The organism is Allorhizobium sp. Av2 (genome assembly GCF_021462805.2).
GTDB lineage: Bacteria > Pseudomonadota > Alphaproteobacteria > Rhizobiales > Rhizobiaceae > Allorhizobium > Allorhizobium vitis_G.
This window is the reverse complement of record NZ_CP192696.1, coordinates 1916069-1935403: the sequence shown is the minus strand read 5'-3', so window position 1 is coordinate 1935403 and position 19335 is coordinate 1916069. Positions and strand designations below refer to the sequence as shown.

The following is a 19335-nucleotide window of genomic DNA, read 5'->3' as shown; positions in this document are numbered from 1 at the left end:
AGCTTTTGTCGTTAAGCCCGCTCCACAAACCCGTCCAGCACCCGCTTCTGCCCAGCCCGATCAAAATCAATCGTCAGCTTATTCCCCTCAACGACAGACACATTGCCATTGCCGAACTTGATGTGGAACACGCGGTCGCCGACTGTGAACTTTGATGGTTCGGTGCTGGTGGATTTGGCGACCAACTGGCCGTCGATGGTTTGGCCGCGGGGGCCGCTTTCGCCGTAGCCGATGCGTTCCACGGCGTGGCCGGAGCGGCTGCCCCAGTTTTCGCGGGTGGCGTCGGTTTTGTTGGCCTGGGCGCGTTTCCAGCCGGGGGTGGAGTAGGAATTGGCAAATGGCTCCTGCTTGTCGAAGCGGGACTGGCCGTAGCCGCCGCGTCCATAGCCGCCATAGCTGGTTTCCACCTCCGCCACTTCCACATGGGCGGGCGGCAGTTCATCGAGGAAGCGTGACGGCATGGTCGATTGCCAGAGGCCATGGATGCGCCGGTTGGAAACGAACCACAGGTGACAGCGGCGCTTGGCGCGCGTCAGGCCGACATAGGCCAGCCGCCGTTCTTCCTCCAGCGCGGCACGTCCGCCTTCATCCAGAGCACGTTGATGCGGAAACAGGCCTTCTTCCCAGCCGGGCAGAAACACGGTCTCGAATTCCAGCCCCTTGGCGGAATGCAGCGTCATGATCGATACGGCGTCGAGATTTTCGTTGGTCTCGGCATCCATCACCAGCGAGACATGCTCCATGAAGCTGCGCATGCTCTCGAAGGCTTCCATCGAGCGGATCAGTTCCTTCAGGTTTTCCAGCCGCCCCGGCGCTTCCGCCGATTTGTCGTTCTGCCACATGGCGGTATAGCCGCTCTCATCGAGGATCTGCTCAGCAAGCTCGGTATGCGGCGTGTTTTCCAGCAGATCCTGCCAGCGGCGGAAATCCGTCACCACGTCAAACAGCGCCTTGCGCGCCTTCGGCTTCAATTCATCGGTCTCGATAATGTCGGAGGCCGCCGCCAGCATCGGAATATCCCGTTTGCGGGCATAGTCATGCAGGGTGCGCACCGTGGTATCGCCTAACCCGCGCTTCGGCGTATTGACGATCCGCTCGAAGGCCAGGTCGTCGGCGGGCTGGCAGACCATGCGGAAATAGGCCATGGCATCGCGGATTTCCAACCGCTCGTAAAAGCGCGGACCGCCAATAACCCGGTAATTCAGCCCAAGCGTTACGAACCGGTCTTCAAACTCGCGCATCTGGAAGGAGGCGCGCACCAGAATGGCCATGTCGTTGAGCTTATGCTGGTTGCGTTGCAACTGCTCGATTTCCTCGCCAACTGCACGGGCTTCCTCCTCCGAATCCCAGGCGGCATGCACCACGACTTTTTCGTCGTTCGGATCGACCCGGTCGGTAAACAGCGTCTTGCCCAGACGCCCCTCGTTATGGGCAATCAGGAACCCGGCAGCGCCAAGAATATGCTCTGTCGAGCGGTAATTGCGCTCCAGCTTGATGACTTTCGCGCCCGGAAAATCCTTCTCGAAGCGCAGGATGTTGTCCACTTCGGCCCCACGCCAGCCATAGATCGACTGGTCATCATCACCAACGCAGCAGATGTTTACTGTGCCGTTTGTGACCTTGCCGTCAGCGCTTCTGCTGCTTGGCCGCTGGGCCAACAGCCGCAGCCACATATATTGCGCCGTGTTGGTGTCCTGATACTCATCGACAAGAATATAGCGGAAGCGCTGGTGATAGTCCTTCAGCACATCCGGATTGGCGCGGAACATGCGGATCGGGTGCAGCAGAAGATCGCCGAAATCGCAGGCATTCAGGCTTTTCAGCCGGGCCTGGTAGGCGGCGTAAAGCTCGCGGCCCTTGCCATTGCCAAAGGCGCGGGCGTCGCCTTCGGGGATCTGCGCCGGGTCGAGGCCCTTGTTTTTCCAGCCGTCGATCATTCCGGCAAACATTTTGGCGGGCCAGCGCTTGTCGTCCAGCCCTTCGGCCTGGATGATCTGCTTGATCAGCCGCACCACGTCATCGGTATCGAGAATGGTGAAATCCGAGGTCAGGCCGACCAGCTCGGCATGGCGGCGCAAAAGCTTGACGCCGATGGAGTGGAATGTGCCGAGCCACGGCATGCCCTCGACAGCGCCGCCAACCAGGACGCCGACGCGTTCCTTCATCTCGCGGGCTGCCTTGTTGGTGAAGGTCACGGAGAGGATCTGGCTGGGGAAAGCGCGGCCGGTGGCCAGAATATGTGCGATACGGGTGGTCAACACCCGCGTCTTGCCGGTGCCTGCACCGGCCAGCACCAGAACGGGACCATCCAGGGTTTCGACCGCTTCGCGCTGTTCCGGGTTGAGGCCGGAGAGATAATCCGGGTTGCGGTTCTGGTCGCGCGCGGCCATGGCCCGCGCTGCAATGCCCAATCCGCCGCCCGCAGGCGTCGTGGTTTCCTTTTCCGGCGTAGCCGTGGCCTTTCCTCCCGCTGGGGAGGTGCGGGGTGCAGGCTCTTCGTCGAAGAAGGGAATATCGTCAAAACCGTTGCTCATGTCCTTCAATGTAGTGATTCTACCTCGAAAGGCCAGTGAAAACGTTCTTGTTTCATTCCAGATTCAGCGGTGGGTCAGTGAAGAGAGGAAAAAACCTCCCTTAAAAGACGGTCAGAAACCTGATTGCAAATGGAAGGAAAATCACGCCAGCTTGCCTGAAAATCACAGCCGCGTGATGCCGCTCGCTGGTCGGAATTTTGTCACGAAAGCTTCATGGAAGCGACTTACGCCAATTCCAGTGTCGCTCGAAAAGCCGCTGGGGCTTTGAGAGATTGCTCGACGAACACGGGGATTATTCCGATGACTTTCATGAAAAAGATCGCCACGGGTGCGGCGCTTGCCGCCTTTTCGGTCGCCTTTACCGGTGCGGCTTTTGCCGCCGATATTTCCGGTGCCGGTTCCAGCTTCATCTATCCTGTGTTTTCCAAATGGGGTGAAGCCTACAAAGCCAAGACCGGCATCAGCTTGAACTATCAGTCCATCGGTTCCGGCGGCGGCATCAAGCAGGTCGAAGCCAAGACCGTCACCTTCGGCGCTACCGACAAGCCGCTGAGCGACGAAGAACTCACCAAGAACGGCCTGACCCAGTTTCCGATGGTGATGGGCGGCATCGTGCCGATGTACAATATCGAAGGCGTCAAGCCGGGCGAACTGGTGCTGGATGGCAAGGCGCTCGAAGCCATTTACATGGGTACGATCACCAAGTGGAACGACCCGGCGATTGTAGCCCTCAACAAGGGCGTCAAGCTGCCTGAGCAAGCCATCGTTGTCGTGCATCGCGCCGACGGTTCCGGCACGACCTTCAACTTCACCGATTACCTCAGCAAGGTTTCCGCCGAGTGGAAGAGCAAGATCGGCTCCGACACTGCTGTCGAATGGCCGGTCGGTATCGGTGCCAAGGGGTCTGAAGGCGTTGCCAACACGGTCAAGCAGACGGCTGGCGCTATCGGCTATAACGAATATGCCTATGTGATCCAGAACAAGCTTGGCTATGCCAAGATGAAGAATGACGCCGGCAAGGTGGTCGAGCCTTCGCTGGACAGCTTTGCTGCTGCCGCTGCCAATGCCGATTGGGCCGGTGCCAAGAATTTCAATGTCGTCATCACCAATCAGCCCGGCGAAAAGAGCTGGCCGATTGCTGCTTCCACCTGGGTGCTGATCCATAAGGACCCTGTCGACAAGGACGCCACCGAAGCCGCGCTGAAGTTCTTCGCCTGGGCCTACAAGGATGGCACCGGTGAAGCCAAGGCGCTGGAATATGTCGCTATTCCCAAGCCGGTTGTGAAGCTGATCGAAAACTCCTGGGATAGCATCCAGAAGGACGGCAAGCCGGTCTTCAAGGCGATGTAATTGGGGCCATCTAAGGTCGGGCATTCCGAAATTTCGATAGAAGACAGCGGACGGTTCCACCGCCCGCTCAGTTTATTGCCAAATTTCGATCTCGGCATTTCGTCACCCTCGGGCCTGTCCCGAGGGTCTGCCGTCGCTGAATAAGCAATTGACGTTGTTGATTAAATTAACGTGCTTAGATGCTCGGCACAAGGCCGAGCATGACGTCGAGGATAAATGCGGACTTTGTCAGCAGTCTGAGCGGATGGTTCCACCGCCCGCTATTTGCGTCTTGGCCTGCCAAAAAGCTCCTGCGAGAAAGTTTCTGCATGACTGCCACCCATCAACCGACCATGAGCGAGGACGAGCTAAGAACAGCTGCCGCCAAGCGGGTGCGCTTTGCCGATGCAGTGTTCATCCGCGCCACCTGGCTTTGCGCCATGCTGGTTATGGTCGCATTGCTCGGGGTATTCCTGTCGCTGCTGATCGAATCCTTGCCGACCTGGCGCGAATTCGGCCTATCCTTCCTGTGGAACGAACGCTGGAGCCCGGCCAAGGACATTTACGGGGCCGCCGCACCGATTTACGGCACGTTGATTACCTCGGTTATCGGCCTGGTGATCGGCGTTCCCGTCAGCTTCGGCATCGCTATTTTTCTCACTGAAATGTGTCCGCCGCTGCTGCAACGGCCCATCGGCACGGCCATTGAGCTTCTGGCTGGCATTCCCAGCATTATTTACGGGCTCTGGGGCTTCTTTGTGCTGGCGCCGATCATGCAATCCGTGGTGCAGCCAGCTCTGATTGCCACATTCGGCCATCTGCCTGTTCTCGGTCTGCTGTTCAGCGGCGCACCTTATGGCATCGGTCTTCTGACGGCGGGGATCGTGCTGGCGATTATGGTCATTCCATTCATCGCCTCTGTCACCCGCGACGTGTTCGGCACAGTGCCGGTGCTGCTCAGGGAATCGGCCTATGGCATGGGCATGACCACCTGGGAAGTCGTCTTCCACATCATCATTCCCTATACGCGGCGCGGCTTGATCGGTGGCGTCATGCTGGGCCTTGGCCGGGCGCTGGGCGAAACCATGGCGGTGACCTTTGTGATCGGCAATTCACACCGGATCGCCACCTCGCTGCTGTCGCCCGCCACGACGATTTCGGCTTCGATTGCCAATGAGTTTTCTGAGGCGACGTCGGATCTCTATACGTCCAGTCTGGTGGCGCTCGGTCTCATCCTGTTCTTCATTACCTTTGCAGTGCTGGCGCTTGCCAAGTGGCTCATCGGGCGCAGCGAAAGTTTTTGAGGCCAGCCGATGTCGATTGTTTCCCGCCGCTATCTCGTCAACCGTATCGCCCTTGGCCTGTCGCTGGCCTCGGCCATTCTTGGTCTCGCCGTTCTGGCGGCTATCCTGTGGACGCTGTTCAGCAATGGTCTACAAGCGATCACGCTTGACCTCTTCACCAAGATGACGCCGCCGCCGGGTTCCGATGGCGGTCTTGCCAATGCCATCTACGGCTCCTTCATGATGACGCTGCTGGCAACCGTGGTGGCAACGCCAATCGGTATTCTGGCCGGCACCTATCTTGCGGAATACGGGCGCGGCACCAAGCTTGGCATGGTGGCGATCTTCGTCAACGATATCCTGCTGGCCGCACCGTCCATCGTCATCGGCCTGTTTGTCTATACGCTGCTGGTCGTGCCGTTCCGGCATTTCTCCGGCTATGCCGGTGCCGCTTCGCTGGCGTTGATTGCCATTCCGGTCATCAACCGCACCACCCAGGATATGCTGGCGCTGGTGCCGGATGCGATGCGCGAGGCGGCCGCAGCGCTTGGCGCGCCGCGCTGGAAAATCATGACCTCGGTAATCTGGCGCAGCGCCCGCTCCGGCATGTTGACCGGCGTGCTTCTGGCTGTCGCCCGGATCAGCGGCGAGACGGCACCTTTGCTGTTTACCGCGCTCAACAATCAATACTGGACCGCCGATCTCAGCCAGCCGATCGCCAACCTGCCGGTTGTGATTTTCCAGTTCGCCATGAGCCCCTATGAGGATTGGCAGCGGCTGGCCTGGGGCGGGGCGTTGCTGATCACGGTGACGATCCTGGTTTTGAATATCGTCGCACGAAGCCTGTCGGCGGGTTTGTTGTTCGGAAAGAAGGAAAGATAGATGCAAATGTCTGATACGGGTACAAGGACGCCCCTGATGCGCGCACCTCTGCAAGCCTTCAATCCGTCCGATATCGGCCGCCCTATCAAGGTTGAGGCCAAGCAGCTGTCGTTTTATTACCAGAACGGCTATCAGGCGATCAAAAATGTCGATCTCGGCCTGCGAGATCGCACGGTCACCGCCTTTATCGGCCCGTCCGGCTGTGGGAAATCGACCCTGCTGCGGATTTTCAATCGGATGTACGATCTCTATCCGGGTCAGAAGGTGACGGGCGAGGTTTTGCTCGACGGACGCGATATTCTCAACCCATCGGAAGACCTGAACCGGTTGCGGGCCAAGATCGGCATGGTCTTTCAAAAGCCGACACCGTTTCCGATGTCGATCTATGAGAATATCGCTTTCGGCATTCGCCTTTATGAAAGGCTTTCCAAGCCGGATATGGACAATCGCGTTGAAGCAGCCCTTCAGGAGGCAGCGCTTTGGGGCGAGGTGAAGGACAAGCTGCACCAGAGCGGTCTTGGGCTTTCCGGTGGGCAGCAGCAGCGCCTGTGCATTGCCCGCGCCATTGCCGTCAAGCCGTCCGTGCTGCTGCTGGACGAACCAGCCTCGGCGCTCGATCCGATCTCGACCAGCAAGCTGGAAGAATTGATCGAAACCCTGCGGTCCACCTATTGCATCGCCATCGTCACCCATAATCTGCATCAGGCGGCGCGTATCTCGCAATATACCGCCTTCATGTATCTGGGCGAACTGGTGGAATTCGACCGCACCGAAGCGATTTTCAGCGCCCCAAGTGACCAGCGCACCAGCGACTATGTGACGGGTCGGTTCGGCTGATCGTTCCGCGATGCCGATGACGGGATATCAGCTATTCCTGCCGCAATGACTGGACAAGCCTGTCTGCTCTGGCCATACCTGCAACCAATTGACAAAATGGTTCGAGATAGCAGGGAGACGGGCATGAGCAGGAAGGATGTCGTGGCGGGAGTTCGCAACGAGGATGGGATCGCAACCGTTCTAGGCCTGCTCAAGCAGTCCTTCGGCGAGCGGTTCCAGACCGGCCAGTCCTTCCGGGAGCAACATGCCCACACCACCACCTATCTGCCGGCGCAATTGCCCGATGGGGTGGTCTTCGTCGAAAGCGCCGAGGATGTGAAGACCGTGGTGCGGATCTGCGCCCAGCATAAGGTGCCGATGGTGCCGTTTGGGGTTGGCTCTTCGCTGGAGGGGCAGGTCAATGCGGCGCATGGCGGTATTTCCATCGATTTCACCCGGATGGACACGGTTCTCGAGGTTAATGCCGAGGATCTCGACTGCACCGTCCAGCCGGGCGTGACGCGCGAAGCGCTGAACACCTATCTGCGCGATACCGGTCTGTTCTTCCCCATTGATCCCGGGGCAAATGCCTCCATCGGCGGCATGGCCTCGACAAGGGCTTCCGGTACCAATGCGGTGCGCTATGGCACGATGAAGGACAATGTCATGGCATTGACGGTGGTGACCGCCAATGGCGAAGAGATCCGCACCGCCCACCGCGCCCGTAAATCTTCGGCGGGCTATGACCTGACACGGTTGTTTGTCGGTGCCGAAGGCACGCTCGGGGTGATCACCTCGATTACTCTCAAACTTCAGGGCATCCCCGAAAAGATCGGTGGCGGGGTCTGCGCCTTTGCTGACGTTAAATCGGCCTGCGACGCCGTGATCATGACCATTCAGATGGGCATTCCCGTGGCGCGGATCGAGCTGCTCGATGCCATGCAGGTCCGGGCCTGCAATGCCTATTCCAACCTCAGTCTACCGGAAAGGCCGACGCTGTTTCTGGAGTTTCATGGCACGGAGCAGACGGTGGCCCTGCAGGCGGAGCAATTCGCCGCCATTGCCGAGGAATATGGCGCTGAAGACCTGCGCTTCACCTCCGATCCGCAGGAGCGCGCCCAACTTTGGAAAGCACGTCACAACGCCTATTGGGCAGGCCGGGCGCTGGCCCCGGAGCTGGCGGGCTTGTCCACCGATGTCTGCGTGCCGATCTCCAAACTGGCGGAATGCGTGGCTGAAACCCAGGCCGATATTGCAGAGACCGGGCTTCTGGCGCCGATTGTCGGCCATGTCGGCGATGGCAATTTCCATCTGCTGATCCTGTTCGACGACAAGGACGCTGAGAATGTCGATAAGGTAGAGGCGTTCATGGCGCGGTTGAACGACCGTGCGCTGGCCATGGATGGCACCTGCACCGGCGAACATGGGGTCGGTCAGGGCAAGATGTCCTATCTGGAAGCTGAGCTTGGCGGCGCATTGGATGTGATGCGCCAGGTAAAGCGTGGACTGGACCCCGACAATCTGTTTAATCCGGGCAAGATCTTCCGGCTTTGATCCGCAGGCTTAAAGCCGTTACGATAATGAGTAAGCCGTTATGATAACGGGCATGAAACACCATAGGGAGTCGCAGTGCTAGGCAGACTGTTCATCGCGTTTGGCGGATTGGTCGTGGTGGCGCTGTTTGCCGCGCTTCTAGCGCCGCTTTTCGTCAACTGGACGGATTTCCGCAAGGATTTCGAGGATCAGGCCAGCCGTCTTCTCGGTAAAAAGGTGGTGGTCCACGGCGCTGTCGAGGCACGTATCCTGCCGTTTCCGTCGATCACGATGAATGACGTTACGGTCGGGCCGGGCACCGATGGCAAGACGCTGGCGCATGTGGCGCGGTTTTCCATGGATGCCGAGCTTGCGCCGTTTCTATCCGGCGAAGCGCGGATTTTCGCCATGCGGATCGAGCAGCCGAATGTGCGGCTGAGACTGTTGCCGGACGGTTCGCTGGATTGGTTGCAGGGCAGCCAGCCAAGCCTGCCGGGTCGCAATGTCGTGCTGGAAAAAGTGACGGTCGTCGATGGTGCTCTGACCCTGGTCGATCAGCAGACAGGCCGCACCCGCCAGGTCAGCGGTCTGAATGCCGATATGACAGCTCGGTCCCTGGCTGGCCCGTGGACGGTGTTGGGGCAGGGGGTGCTGGATGGCCAGTCCGGCAATTTCTCGCTGTCCAGCCTTCAACCGGACCAGGCCAAGGGGGCGGTGCCGGTGAAAATCCATATCGCCCCGGATGCAACGCCTGTCGATATTGACCTGTCCGGCGATCTCGCGCTTGTCGACAAGCGCCCGACATTGCAGGGTAGCTTCCTGGCTGCCTTGCGTGCCAATGCCGAGGACGGTCAGGTTAGTGCACCGATGGGCAACCCGGTGCTCCCGCCGCGCATCAGAGGCAAGTTCGAGCTGGGCAATGACCGGGTGCGGATTCCTGAATACCGGATGGAAATCGGTGCCAGCGATCAGCCCTATATCATCACCGGCGAGGCGACGCTGGATAGCGGCAAGGCGCCGGAATTTCTGCTGACAGCCGAGGGCCAGCAGATCGACGTCGATAAGCTGACGCCTACTTTGCCCAAGGGCAAGACCGGGCGGCAGATGCAGAATTCCGCCCGCCAGCGCATCCAGTCGCTGATAGCGCTCGCAGACCGGATCCCCATTCCCGACATGCCGGGTCGCGCCAGCCTTAAACTGCCGGCGATTGTCGCTGGCGATACCGTTATCCGGGATATTACCCTGAATCTGCGGCCTGCCGGAACCGGTTGGCAGGTGGACAAGGCGGTTGCCACCCTGCCGGGCCGCACCCAGGCGGAAGCCTCGGGACGGCTGCAACTGAAGGGGCAGGCATCCTTCAATGGTTCGCTGCTGGTGGCCTCCAGCCAGCCTTCCGGGCTGGCTTCCTGGCTGTCGGGCGATGTCGATCCGGCCATCCGGCAATTGCGCACGGCGGGCTTTTCGGCCAACGTCAACTTGACCTCCGACCTGCAACGGTTCGAAAAGCTTGAACTGGCAATCGGACCAGCCAGCCTGCATGGCCGTCTTGAGCGGCAATCGGCTGATGGCGTCATGCCCAGCCTGTCCTTTGATCTCTCGGGCAATGCCTTCGACTTCGATGCAACGAAGGCACTGGCCTCGCTGGTGTCTGGTGATGCCAGCGATGATGCGCTGCTGAGCCACCAAATCGCCGGGAACATCAAGGTCGATGCCTTTTCGGCATTCGGCATCACGGCTCGTGATGTGGACGGGCTGTTTACCTACAAGGATGGCGGGTTTTCGGTGCGCAAGCTGGATATCGGCAATCTTGCCGGTACCAGTATCAAGGCGACGGGCGAAGCCACCGGCTCGCTTGCCGATTATAGCGGCAAGGCGCAGGTCATGCTGCATGCTGACGACATCAGCGGATTTCTGGCGATGTTGCATCAGCAATTGTCGCAGCATCCGCTGCTGGCCCGGCTGGCGTCCAGCGGGCAATGGTATTCCGATGCCGACATCGTGGTGAATGCCCGTTTTGGCGATGCCCAGTATGGCGGCTTGCAGGTCGATCTACAGGGCAAGGCCAATGGCACGACGGTCGATGCCGCCTATCGGCAGGATAGCCTGTTTGATGTGTTCGACGATTCTGAGAAGAGCTTTTCGCTGACCGCTGCCAATGAAGAACCTTCGGCGCTGTTGGGTCAGCTTGGCTTCGATCCGCTGCCGGTGCCGATGGATGGCGGTGCGAAACTGACCCTGCAATTAAAACAGCAGGGCACCGCGCCAGCGGATGGCCAGATGTCGCTGACATCTGGGGCGACCCGGCTTGGGGTGAGCGGAACGGTCAATCTTGGTGCGGACCTGTTCTTGCAGGGCAAGGGCAAGATGGAACTGGCCAGCGACGATATTGCCCCATTGCTGATCATGAATGCAGTCAGTCTCCCCGGCATCGACACCGGTCTGCCGATCACCCTGACCGGCGACATCGAGCGGCAGGGCGACAACAAAACGCAATTGCAAGATATAAATGGCGAGGTTGCGGGGGACCGTTTGTCCGGCACGCTGGTGCTGGAGCCGACCGCTTCAGCGGTTAAAATCGGCGGTGCGGTTGGCCTGGAGACCGTTGATCTTGAATGGCTGGCGTCGACCGTGATCGGCCCGGTCAAGGACCCCGCATCCGACGCGTTATCGGCGGCGAAGGTGCAGACGCCCGTCTGGGGCGACATGCAGATGGACGTCGCCCTCAAGGCTGGCACACTCGATCTTGGCCCGCTGCCCGCCGCCCGTGATGTTGCCGCGCGCCTGACGCTGGTGGATGGCGGCATGGCGCTGGAGGATCTGTCCGGCACGCTGTTCGGCGGCGCTCTCTCTGGGCGCATGTCGCTCGCCAATAACCAGGGCACGGCTTTCCTGCGCAGCAGACTGTCCCTTGCCAATGCCGACTTGGGCAAGATCTGGCCTGACAGCGGCCTGTCCGGTCAAGCCAGGCTGCAAGTGATGGCGGAAGGCAGCGGTAGCAGCGCCCAAGGCCTGCTTGGATCGGTCAACGGTTCCGGCCAGGTCGATCTCTCCGCTTTGACTATCCCGGAACTGGACCTCTCCAGCTTTCCGGCACTCTCGGAGGCTTTTGGAGCTGCGACCAGTGAGGTGACGGCGGAGCAGGTCTCCGCAGCTCTGACACCACTGCTGGCCCGCGCGCCAACCCTACTGGGCGACGTGACCATGCCGTTTACGCTGAGTGACGGTAAAGCCCGGATGCAGGGCGTCAAACTGCCAGCCAAGGATGCCGCTATCGAGACGCAGGCCGTCTTGACGGTTGCCTCCGGTGACGTCGATGCCGATGTCCAGATCGCCTTCGATCCGGCTACGGCGGTCTCTACGTCTGGGGAGGCTATCGCAGCACAGACGGGTGTTGAGCAGGCAACGGCGGGAGATGCCGCGCCGACCGTCCACCTGCTGCTGACGGGTCCGCTAGCTGCGCCCAAGCGGCAGTTGGATGTCCGCGAAATGGCAAGCTACCTCTCGCTCCAGGCATTCGAGCGTGAGCGCAGACGGGTGGAAACATTGCAAGCGGCTGTGTTGGAAAAGCAAAGGCTGCGGCGCGAAGTGGCCTATTATACCGCCCTTGCCGCAGAGCGTGCGGCGGCGCAGGCCAAGGCTGCGGCGGCGGCCGATGCCGCGGCACGGGCCGCGGAGGCTGCGGCGAGAGCGGCGGATCGTGGTGCTGGCAATGCGGCGCCATCAACACCGCGCGATGGGCCGAATAACGGTTTTAAACTGGAGTTGCAGGATTTGCCCGGGGTGCAATAATTTACGTACAATAACGGGAGTGCATAACGGCAGCTTACCGCCTGATGGCTTTGCTGCGCGCACCTTTGCGGCCTTATGAACTTGCAACTTGTCGAAAAGACAAAAAAGTACCGCTATGCCATCATGGCAGAGCGGTGCTGCGTCTCGATAGAGATCGATCAGAAAATTTCAGAGGAAGGCTTCGCGCTGGCCAAACGGAGGCATGGCGCCGCCACCCATGTTACCGCCACCGAAATTCGGGAACTTGCCTTCAAAGCCTTCGAAACCTTCAGGTGCGGAACCTTCGGCGGAGGTCGATGTCTCGGAAGAGGTGCTGGTCGATGATGCTGTTGTGCTGGTCGATGCTGTCGCGTCGGTGGTGGTCTGCTCTTCGCTTGGCTTCTGCATGCGGCCCATAGGCGGCATCATCGGCATGGACATCTGGGAAGAAACTGCGCTTGTCATATTTGAAATCCTTTTCAAATTAAGTTGGCGCTGTTGGAGGGGGCGTATCGGGTGGAGAAATTCTGCACCATTCCCGGGCGTCCTGCAGCTTTCAGCGCAGCCTGACCATAGTAGTCGTTCCCTAATGAAACGTTATTCAACATAACCTTTGTCCGGAGATGTCGGTCGGATTAACATAACTTTACTTCATAGGCCCCTGAAACGGACCAGCTTGGCTAACCAGGCAGTAAACTGGAATACGACAGGCCTCTGGTGGGGCATATAAAATGCCCAAATTGTCGCGTTGGCGAATCGATTGCCGAATCACTGGCCCAGTCACAGGCAAGCGCATTTTCAATGCGAATCGGAACCTGCCTGTTTGAGCCATTCCAGCACATAGAGCCGCAGCGCTGACGAGAGATTGCAATCAGCCGGACGTTTGCCGTCAATATCCGCAATCAATGCAGCAATCGGGACATTACGGCTTTCGGCAATCGCCCGAATTTCCTGCCAGAAGGCATCTTCCAGAGAAAAACTGGTGCGATGGCCATGGAGGGAAATAGAATGCTTGCGGATCACCGGCATAGAGTACGCCATTCACGGGACATAAAAAGGCAAACAGATGGCTTTGCACGTCCGCATCCTGGCTTGGACAATACTTGCTTGGACAGTGCTGGCAGGAGCAATAGGAACAAACGTCGCTCTCAGCCCGGTTCGTCCGGCGCAGGACTGGCTGGTTTTGGCTCCAGCTTTGAATTGTCGAGAGCAGCGCGGGCCTTGTCGTTCAGTGCGCGGGTCAGGTTTTTCTCAGCCTTGCTTCGCCCGAAACTCACGCGGTTCTGATCCGCGATCTTTTCCTTTTCGGTGCGCGCTTTGGCTTTCCTGACCTGACGCAGATTAACGACTTCGCCCGACATGCGCTGCTTTCCTTGGCTGCCCCGCCTTACTGCTTCTTTCGAAACGCATCCAGGGAGACGACAGAGCCTTCCTTCTTTTCGCCTTCCGGCTTGTCGGCAGCGCCATCCTCGGATTTTTCCGATTCGGCGGCCAGCGGATAGGCGGTGATTTCGGCAGAGTTTTCGTCTTCTTCCACCTGCGGCACATCGAATTCCAGTTCAAAATTCACCGAAGGATCGTAGAAGCCGCGAATGGCGTTGAAAGGAATGACCAGTTTTTCCGGCGTGTCGGAGAAGGATAGGCCCACTTCGAACAGGCTATCGGTGACCTTCAGGTCCCAGAACTGGTGCTGGATGACGATGGTCATCTGCTCGGCATATTTCGCCTTGAGGTGCTGTGAGATGCGCACACCCGGAGCGCCCGTCAGGAAGGTGATGAAAAAATGATGTTCGCCCGGCAGCCGGCCCGTTGCGGCGACTTCGGTCAGCACCTTGCGGATAACGCCGCGCAATGCGTCCTGAGCCAGAATGTCGTAACGGATGTGGTCCTGCCCCATATGGTCCTGTCTTTCTTCTGCGTCCGGTCATGTGCATCACGAATGATGCGCGGGTCTGTAGTTTATAAGCCATGCAAGGCTTTGGCGCAAAGCCCGATTCCGCTTCTATCTATATCACTATAAATCAAACTCAAGGGTGAGGGTAGGGGCGCGGCTCAGGACGAGACAAGGAGCCAGGGGAGAACGCGCCAATGGTTGGATCGCAAGTACGCATCGGATGACAAGCCATTCCGCCGTCAGGCACGGCATTGGTCAGCGCCAGGCAAGGGGATATCAAGGAGGGAGAAAGTGGAGGTTTCTGTTGCCAGGTACCTCCGAACCCCGCCTTACAGTGCTACCCGTAAGGACTTAGTTTGGGTTTCTGGCACCGCGATTAAGCAGCGACAGCGTAACCCTGAGCGTTGTTGTCATTTGCAACTACACTTGTGACCCGATGACGGTGGTATCATGCCGAGCAAAAGTTCGATCTTTACGCCCTTGTCGATCCTATTTCGCCCCCATCAAAAGCCGGCCACAAAGACCGACCGGTTTTTGGTGGAGGCGCCGGGTACCGCCCCCGGGTCCAATAGGTTTATTTCACCGACCGTTTATTGCCATAGCCGATGCAAGCATCGGCAAGGGGGATATAGGTGTTTTCCACGCGGATGAAAAGACCGGCGCCTGCTGAATTTAACGGGTTCGTGACAAATGCGGATAATACCCTTGGAAATGCCGGGATAGGGCGGTGTTTGATGCTGTTTCGACTTCCGTTGGCACGGGTTTCGGAGGTAAAGCTTGTTTCAAACGACAAATGGCAGGCACCGACCATGAAGCAATATCTCGATCTCCTGCAGCATGTGATGGAAAACGGCTCCGACCGTGGCGATCGCACCGGCACCGGCACGCGCTCGGTCTTTGGGTATCAGATGCGGTTTGACCTGGCGGAGGGCTTTCCGGTCCTGACCACCAAGAAGCTGCATTTGCGCTCGATCATCCATGAACTCCTGTGGTTTTTGAAGGGCGATACCAATATTGCCTATCTCAAGGAAAACGGCGTTTCCATCTGGGACGAGTGGGCCGATGAAAACGGCGATCTCGGACCGGTCTACGGTGCGCAGTGGCGCTCCTGGCCAAAGCCCGGCGGTGGCCATATCGACCAGATCGCCAATCTCGTCGAGAGCATCAAGACCAACCCCAATTCTCGTCGCCATATCGTCTCGGCCTGGAACCCGGCCGAGGTGGACGAGATGGCGCTGCCGCCCTGCCATTGCCTATTCCAGTTCTATGTGGCCGATGGCAAGCTCTCGTGCCAGCTCTACCAGCGCTCCGCTGATATTTTCCTCGGCGTCCCCTTCAATATCGCTTCCTATGCGCTGCTGACCATGATGGTGGCGCAGGTGACGGGGCTGAAAGCCGGCGATTTCATTCATACGCTGGGGGATGCGCACCTCTACGCCAATCACTTCGAGCAGGCCCGGTTGCAATTGACCCGGCAGCCGAAACCCTTGCCGGTGATGCGGATCAATCCAGACGTGAAGGATGTTTTCGGCTTTGAATTCAGTCATTTCAGCCTGGAAGGCTATGTCGCCGAACCTGCTATCAAGGCGCCGATTGCCGTGTGATACAATTTTTCGTGGTTGGTCACGACAACGTTACCGAGAATTTCAGTGACAGAATGCCGCAGCTGTGGTTTCGCTCTCACATCGTTTCTTCCTAAAAAGGTTTAGGTTTCATGATCTTCACTCGACTGAGCCCTTGGGCTCCGACCGTCCTCAGCATTCTGCGCATTATTGCGGGCCTGCTGTTTCTTGAACATGGCATGAGCAAGCTTCTGGGCTTCCCGCCCTCGGATATGAACCCGGCTGTTATGTCACTGCCCTGGATCGCCGGTTGCATCGAGCTGGTTGGCGGCGCGCTGATCACCATCGGTCTGTTTACCCGCCCAGCCGCCTTCATCGCGTCGGGCATGTGCGCTTTCGCCTATTTCCTCGTGCATGCTCAGATGGGCTTTTACCCGATGAACAATCACGGCGAGCCGGCTATCCTGTTCTGCTTCGTGTTTTTCTACATCGTCTTTGCTGGCCCTGGCCCGCTTAGCGTCGATGCGGCGATGCGCAAGGAATAGTCTGTCTGCAAGGAATGGGTTTCGGGCCGCCGTCCTGGTGACGGCGGCTTTTTTATGGACGTTTACGGTGGCTTGTGACACCACTTCGCCCGGTAAATGAAGAGAGCAGATCATGCCTAAAATCTCCATTGTCGTTGCCGTCTCGAACAACGGCGTGATCGGTCGCAATGGCGACATGCCCTGGAAGCTGAGCACCGATCTCAAGCGGTTCAAGGCGTTGACGCTTGGCAAGCCGCTGGTGATGGGCCGCAAGACCTTCGAGAGTTTCGGCTCCCGGCCGCTTCCCGGTCGCCCGCATGTGATCGTCAGCCGTCATGCCGATATCGTCATGCCCTCGGTGGAAACCGTGCGCAGCCTTGAGGCGGGGCTTGAGCGGGCAGGGCAGATTGCCGGGGATTTGGGGATAGAGGAGATCTGCGTGATTGGCGGCGGTGAAATCTACCGGCAGGCTTTGCCGCTGGCTGATATCCTGCATGTCACCCATGTGGAGACGGAGATTGCCGATGGCGATACGGTTTTTCCGGCAATCGATCCGTCACAGTTTGAAAAACTGTATGAAGAGGCCGTGCCAGCCGGCGAACGCGACAGTTTCGCGACGCGCTATACGATCTACCGGCGTAAAACAGCGTTGTAACTGTTTATTTCCATAGAAATCGAAGAAGTTAGGGCCTTTTCGTTGAAAGGCGTCGCCGCGATCCCTATAACGGGATTAATCCGGGTGGATGCCTTTTTGACGGCGCCGTTGCGGGCCTTTGCACAACAGTTATGGACTGAAATAGTCTTTATCGTGGATTGTGCAGGAGACTAGAGGTTTTGCAGCGTCGTGCCGGGTTTACGAGCTCCATGGCGCTGTTGGGAGCATTCTCAGAAAAAGAGGTTTTGATGCCTTGGAGTAATCAGAACGGCGGCGGCCCCTGGGGCGGCGGCGGTGGTAATAATAACAATGGAGGACCGTGGGGGCAGGGACCGAACCGGCCTCGCGGCAATGGCGGTGGCGGCGGTGGCAAGCAGCCGCCGGATCTGGAAGACATTATCAAGCGCGGGCAGGATCAGTTCAAGAACCTGGTTCCCGGTGGTCTGGGCGGAGGCATGGGCCTGATCGTCGTGCTGGCTGTGGCCGGTCTCTGGTTGACCCAGGCGGTCTATACCGTGCAGCCGGATGAGCGCGGCGTGGAAATGCGCTTCGGCAAGCCGAAGGACGAAATTTCCGCCCCCGGTCTGCATTTCCATCTCTGGCCGTTTGAAACGGTGGAGAAGGTCAAGGTGACCGAGCAGCAACAGAATATCGGTGCCAAGGTTGCCTCCAATTCCACTGCTGGCCTGATGCTGACCGGCGACCAGAATATCGTCAACGTGCAGTTTTCCGTGTTGTACACGGTCAGCGATCCAAAGGCCTATCTGTTCAATCTCGAAAGCCCGCCGCAGACTTTGCAGCAGGTGGCGGAGAGCGCCATGCGCGAAGTCGTCGGACGTCGCCCGGCCCAGGAAATTTTCCGTGATGCCCGTCAGTCTATCTCTGTCGACGTGCGCAACATCATCCAGGGGACGATGGACAGCTACGGTTCCGGCATTTCCATCAATTCGGTGGCTATCGAGGATGCGGCGCCGCCGCGCGAAGTGGCCGATGCGTTCGATGAAGTGCAGCGTGCCGAGCAGGACGAGGACCGCTTCGTTGAGGAAGCCAACCAATATTCCAACCAGAAGCTTGGTCAGGCCCGTGGTCAGTCCGCGCAGATGCGGGAAGAGGCTGCTGCCTACAAGGATCGCGTCGTGAAGGAAGCCGAGGGTGAGGCGCAGCGCTTCATCTCGATCTACGACCAGTATACCAAGGCGCCGGACGTGACCCGCACGCGGCTTTACATTGAAACCATGGAGCAGGTCCTGAAGAAATCCAACAAGGTGATCGTCGATGAGCAGGGCCAGGGTGTCGTTCCCTATCTGCCGTTGAACGAAATCGGCCGCATGGGCACCCAGCCAGCACAGGGAGGCAAGTAAGATGACCAATCGTCTTCCTGCCGTGCTGATCGGCTTAGCCATCGTGCTTCTGCTGATCTACTCTTCGGTTTTCGTCATCAACCAGCGCCAGCAGGCCGTTGTCGTGCGCTTTGGCCAGATCAAGGCGGTCTATAGCGAGCCTGGCCTTTACTTCAAAATGCCCTTTGCCTTTGCCGGCGCCGACAAGGTGCAGATTATCTCGGATCAGTCCCTGCGATTTGATCTCGACAATATCCGTGTCCAGGTTTCCGGCGGCAAGTTCTATGAGGTCGATGCCTTCCTGATCTACAAGATCACCGATGCCCGCCGCTTTATCGGGATCGTTTCGGGTGGTGACCGCGATCTGGCGGAAGCGCGGCTTCGCACCCGTCTCGATGCATCCTTGCGTCGGGTTTACGGTCTGCGCGGCTTCGAGGCCGCCCTGTCGGATGCCCGTTCGCAGATGATGCAGGAGGTTGCCGACGATCTGAAATCGGATGCGGAAAACCTAGGTATCACCATTGAGGACGTGCGCATTCGCCGCACCGACTTGACCCAGGAGATTTCGCAACAGACCTATGCCCGGATGCGCTCCGAGCGTCTGGCCGAAGCCGAATTGATCCGGGCGCGTGGTAATGAAGAGGGCCAGCGTCGCCGGGCCATCGCCGACCGTCAGGTTGTCGAGTTGCAGGCCGATGCGCAGCGCGATTCGGAAATCCTGCGCGGTCAGGGTGATGCTGAACGCAACCGGGTGTTCGCCGATGCCTATCAGCGCGATCCGTCCTTCTTCGAATTCTACCGTTCTATGGCAGCCTATGAGGCATCGCTCGGCACGACCGGGACGTCCATGGTGCTGTCGCCGAATTCGGAATTCTTCAAGTTCTTCCGTTCGCAGGCTGGAACTGGGGCGGCAACGCCCACAGCACCTGCCGCTAACTGATAGACACATCTTTAAAGCCAAAAGGGGCCGGGTCATTCCGGCCCCTTTTCTATGGGTATGTCATTTGCAAATATCTCAACCGCCTGATGCAGTTGAGATCGCCGAAATCCTTCGAAACGACGATGCCTGGGCATTTTGGGGGGGCGGGTATAAACGACACCCCGCGCCATGACGCCGCCCTATACTCAAGATAGCGTGAACAAACCCGGCAAGGCGGTTTCGGTTTGTAGCCATGCGTCCTATGATCGGTCGGATGCGAGCAGGAATGAAACTCA

Annotated in this window: 16 protein-coding genes and 1 other RNA gene; 11 read left to right on the top strand and 6 right to left on the bottom strand. The window is 58.8% G+C overall.

What is annotated here, in order from left to right; translation table 11 throughout:
* Positions 1–11: 11 nt before the first annotated feature.
* Entirely contained in the window at positions 12–2534 is a 2523-nt protein-coding gene (locus FS819_RS09325; RefSeq protein WP_156546279.1) for an ATP-dependent helicase, read from the bottom strand.
* Positions 2535–2834: 300 nt separating this feature from the next.
* Here FS819_RS09325 and pstS point away from each other — a divergent pair, with 300 nt between their 5' ends.
* From pstS to FS819_RS09295, 6 genes are all read left to right on the top strand, one after another.
* Entirely contained in the window at positions 2835–3884 is a 1050-nt protein-coding gene (pstS, locus tag FS819_RS09320) for a phosphate ABC transporter substrate-binding protein PstS (RefSeq protein WP_070165097.1), read from the top strand.
* 308 nt (positions 3885–4192) lie between these two features.
* Positions 4193–5167, top strand: a complete 975-nt coding sequence (gene pstC / locus FS819_RS09315) for a phosphate ABC transporter permease subunit PstC (RefSeq protein ID WP_156546275.1) — start codon at positions 4193–4195, stop codon at positions 5165–5167.
* A 9-nt stretch (positions 5168–5176) separates the two neighbouring features.
* Positions 5177–6028, top strand: coding sequence for a phosphate ABC transporter permease PstA (pstA, locus tag FS819_RS09310; RefSeq protein ID WP_070148684.1), 852 nt, complete (start codon positions 5177–5179; stop codon positions 6026–6028).
* 36 nt (positions 6029–6064) lie between these two features.
* The gene (pstB, locus tag FS819_RS09305) at positions 6065–6865 is read left to right on the top strand and encodes a phosphate ABC transporter ATP-binding protein PstB (protein WP_156546272.1); all 801 of its coding nucleotides are present in this window, start codon (positions 6065–6067) and stop codon (positions 6863–6865) included.
* 123 nt (positions 6866–6988) lie between these two features.
* Entirely contained in the window at positions 6989–8398 is a 1410-nt protein-coding gene (locus FS819_RS09300) for an FAD-binding oxidoreductase (protein ID WP_156546269.1), read from the top strand.
* A gap of 75 nt (positions 8399–8473) precedes the next feature.
* Positions 8474–12166: an AsmA family protein gene (locus FS819_RS09295; RefSeq protein ID WP_156546266.1), complete on the top strand. Its 3693-nt coding sequence runs from the start codon at positions 8474–8476 to the stop codon at positions 12164–12166.
* Between the two features lie 168 nt (positions 12167–12334).
* Here FS819_RS09295 and FS819_RS09290 read toward each other — a convergent pair whose 3' ends face one another.
* The 5 genes from FS819_RS09290 to ssrA form a co-directional block, all read right to left on the bottom strand.
* Positions 12335–12610 carry a hypothetical protein gene (locus FS819_RS09290; RefSeq protein ID WP_070165092.1) on the bottom strand — a complete coding sequence of 92 codons (276 nt, stop codon included), beginning with the start codon at positions 12608–12610 and terminating at the stop codon, positions 12335–12337.
* A 333-nt stretch (positions 12611–12943) separates the two neighbouring features.
* Positions 12944–13168, bottom strand: coding sequence for a ribbon-helix-helix domain-containing protein (locus FS819_RS09285; protein WP_156634748.1), 225 nt, complete (start codon positions 13166–13168; stop codon positions 12944–12946).
* A gap of 125 nt (positions 13169–13293) precedes the next feature.
* Positions 13294–13506: a DUF4169 family protein gene (locus tag FS819_RS09280; RefSeq protein WP_156546262.1), complete on the bottom strand. Its 213-nt coding sequence runs from the start codon at positions 13504–13506 to the stop codon at positions 13294–13296.
* Positions 13507–13532: 26 nt separating this feature from the next.
* On the bottom strand, positions 13533–14042 hold the full coding sequence (locus FS819_RS09275) for an SspB family protein (RefSeq protein ID WP_015916454.1): 510 nt from the start codon (positions 14040–14042) through the stop codon (positions 13533–13535).
* A 287-nt stretch (positions 14043–14329) separates the two neighbouring features.
* Positions 14330–14697, bottom strand: a transfer-messenger RNA (tmRNA) gene (ssrA, locus tag FS819_RS09270).
* A 151-nt stretch (positions 14698–14848) separates the two neighbouring features.
* Here ssrA and FS819_RS09265 point away from each other — a divergent pair.
* From FS819_RS09265 to hflC, 5 genes are all read left to right on the top strand, one after another.
* Positions 14849–15643, top strand: coding sequence for a thymidylate synthase (locus FS819_RS09265; RefSeq protein ID WP_156547037.1), 795 nt, complete (start codon positions 14849–14851; stop codon positions 15641–15643).
* 110 nt (positions 15644–15753) lie between these two features.
* The gene (locus FS819_RS09260; RefSeq protein WP_015916452.1) at positions 15754–16146 is read left to right on the top strand and encodes a DoxX family protein; all 393 of its coding nucleotides are present in this window, start codon (positions 15754–15756) and stop codon (positions 16144–16146) included.
* Between the two features lie 112 nt (positions 16147–16258).
* Positions 16259–16780: a dihydrofolate reductase gene (locus FS819_RS09255; protein ID WP_156546259.1), complete on the top strand. Its 522-nt coding sequence runs from the start codon at positions 16259–16261 to the stop codon at positions 16778–16780.
* A gap of 248 nt (positions 16781–17028) precedes the next feature.
* Positions 17029–18141 carry an FtsH protease activity modulator HflK gene (hflK, locus tag FS819_RS09250; protein ID WP_156546255.1) on the top strand — a complete coding sequence of 371 codons (1113 nt, stop codon included), beginning with the start codon at positions 17029–17031 and terminating at the stop codon, positions 18139–18141.
* 1 nt (position 18142) lies between these two features.
* Positions 18143–19060, top strand: a complete 918-nt coding sequence (gene hflC / locus FS819_RS09245) for a protease modulator HflC (protein WP_070165087.1) — start codon at positions 18143–18145, stop codon at positions 19058–19060.
* Positions 19061–19335: the final 275 nt, after the last annotated feature.

Excerpts from the sequence above, each read along its gene's own strand:
- FS819_RS09325 (WP_156546279.1), bottom strand. The coding sequence starts at position 2,534 with ATGAGCAACGGTTTTGACGATATTCCCTTCTTCGACGAAGAGCCTGCA.
- pstS (WP_070165097.1), top strand. The coding sequence starts at position 2,835 with ATGACTTTCATGAAAAAGATCGCCACGGGTGCGGCGCTTGCCGCCTTT.
- pstC (WP_156546275.1), top strand. The coding sequence starts at position 4,193 with ATGACTGCCACCCATCAACCGACCATGAGCGAGGACGAGCTAAGAACA.
- pstA (WP_070148684.1), top strand. The coding sequence starts at position 5,177 with ATGTCGATTGTTTCCCGCCGCTATCTCGTCAACCGTATCGCCCTTGGC.
- pstB (WP_156546272.1), top strand. The coding sequence starts at position 6,065 with ATGCGCGCACCTCTGCAAGCCTTCAATCCGTCCGATATCGGCCGCCCT.
- FS819_RS09300 (WP_156546269.1), top strand. The coding sequence starts at position 6,989 with ATGAGCAGGAAGGATGTCGTGGCGGGAGTTCGCAACGAGGATGGGATC.
- FS819_RS09290 (WP_070165092.1), bottom strand. The coding sequence starts at position 12,610 with ATGACAAGCGCAGTTTCTTCCCAGATGTCCATGCCGATGATGCCGCCT.
- FS819_RS09280 (WP_156546262.1), bottom strand. The coding sequence starts at position 13,506 with ATGTCGGGCGAAGTCGTTAATCTGCGTCAGGTCAGGAAAGCCAAAGCG.
- FS819_RS09275 (WP_015916454.1), bottom strand. The coding sequence starts at position 14,042 with ATGGGGCAGGACCACATCCGTTACGACATTCTGGCTCAGGACGCATTG.
- FS819_RS09265 (WP_156547037.1), top strand. The coding sequence starts at position 14,849 with ATGAAGCAATATCTCGATCTCCTGCAGCATGTGATGGAAAACGGCTCC.
- FS819_RS09260 (WP_015916452.1), top strand. The coding sequence starts at position 15,754 with ATGATCTTCACTCGACTGAGCCCTTGGGCTCCGACCGTCCTCAGCATT.
- FS819_RS09255 (WP_156546259.1), top strand. The coding sequence starts at position 16,259 with ATGCCTAAAATCTCCATTGTCGTTGCCGTCTCGAACAACGGCGTGATC.
- hflK (WP_156546255.1), top strand. The coding sequence starts at position 17,029 with ATGCCTTGGAGTAATCAGAACGGCGGCGGCCCCTGGGGCGGCGGCGGT.
- hflC (WP_070165087.1), top strand. The coding sequence starts at position 18,143 with ATGACCAATCGTCTTCCTGCCGTGCTGATCGGCTTAGCCATCGTGCTT.